This window comes from Streptococcus mitis, assembly GCF_946190325.1.
In the GTDB taxonomy this organism is placed as follows: Bacteria; Bacillota; Bacilli; order Lactobacillales; family Streptococcaceae; genus Streptococcus; species Streptococcus mitis_CF.
Window position 1 is genome coordinate 1 of record NZ_CAMHZR010000025.1, and the last position, 1,231, is coordinate 1,231.

The 1,231-nt window shown below is 35.3% G+C and carries 2 protein-coding genes; both read right to left on the reverse strand.

The features are described 5' to 3' along the window. Nucleotides 1–209: 209 nt before the first annotated feature. Entirely contained in the window at nucleotides 210–539 is a 330-nt protein-coding gene (locus N8M95_RS09160) for an Imm59 family immunity protein (protein ID WP_261117080.1), read from the reverse strand. Further along, the coding region (locus tag N8M95_RS09165; protein ID WP_261117082.1) for a TNT domain-containing protein at nucleotides 539–1,231 on the reverse strand (693 nt) is incomplete at its 5' end. The genes N8M95_RS09160 and N8M95_RS09165, both read right to left, overlap by 1 nt.

Genomic DNA, 1,231 nt, shown 5'->3' on the forward strand with positions numbered 1-1,231 from the left:
TGTTGGATTTCCCCTACAGACTTCTTGGCCGTACGAAGACGTTCCAATTTTTCATCGATGGAAGTAATCCGTGATTGAGCGGAGGAGATGCTGGCGGAGTAGGCATTCACTCTACCTTGAAGATAATTCTATTTAAAGCAAGAGCTTACCAATGGTTTATCGGTAAACTCTTACTTCATTTATTCTATCATAAAAGGGGGAGTTATTTATTATTCTGTGATATCATCCCAGAGGGGGGATAGATAGTTAACGGGCATTCCTTCCTTGACATAGTATCGATTAATAATAACTATGTCTGCTAAAAAATCTAAAAATTTTGTTTTTGCTTCTTGGAATGTATTATAAACATGCTTTCCATTAAAACTTCCTCTATCCATTGTTCCGTATACAAAATATAAATTTTCTACTTGATTATATTCAATGACGACTTCCCATTCTCCAGGTTTTTCCTCTGAAAATATTGAATATCTTAAACTTGAGTAACCTAATTTCTCAATTTCCTTTAGAAGATCCTTTTTCTGTAATTCTAATTTACTCATTATTTCACCTCTCTTATAAGACCAAGTTTCTCATACCAACTGATGGATGTACCAAATTTCAATTGAGTTCCACCACCTTGACCGAAAACAATATCTATCATTCCTTCTTTAGGTTCTGCTATATCTTTTAGTGAGAATTTATACTCTCCCATCAATTTATCAAGTATCATTTTATCAGGTTTAGATAATCCTTTGTAACCCATTGTTACATTTTTTAAATTAATTTCCTTCACAATTTCATACTGATGATATGTTTGATATCCCTCTGGATATGGTAGACCCCGTTTATTAAAAGGTATTATCTTCCCTTCTTTCACTGGACTTGTGAATGTACCTCCAGATTCACCAAATCTATCTATGATATCTCCAACTTTTAAATTAGCTGGTTTTGTAATAGCGTTACCAGCACTATCTAAAACAAAGCCATTTTCAAGAGGCCAATCGATAGAGCCGTCAGCTTTTAGATAAGAACGATATCTGACTGGCGTTGGTTTCCCTGTTGCCTTATCGATATCTTTAGAGAGGTACGCATATTTGCCATCCCCCCATGAAATCCTTTCTGCAAAGTATTTTCCTTGTTGTGCGTACTCTTTGCGAAGGTAGTTATCAAACTTCGAACTCTCCCTCGCAAGTTTGCTTTCCTCTATATTCTTCAGGATTTGTTCTTTGTTATACTTCGGTGTTTCAACATC

Coding starts and splice junctions, on each gene's coding strand:
- N8M95_RS09160 (WP_261117080.1), bottom strand. CDS start 539: ATGAGTAAATTAGAATTACAGAAAAAGGATCTTCTAAAGGAAATTGAG.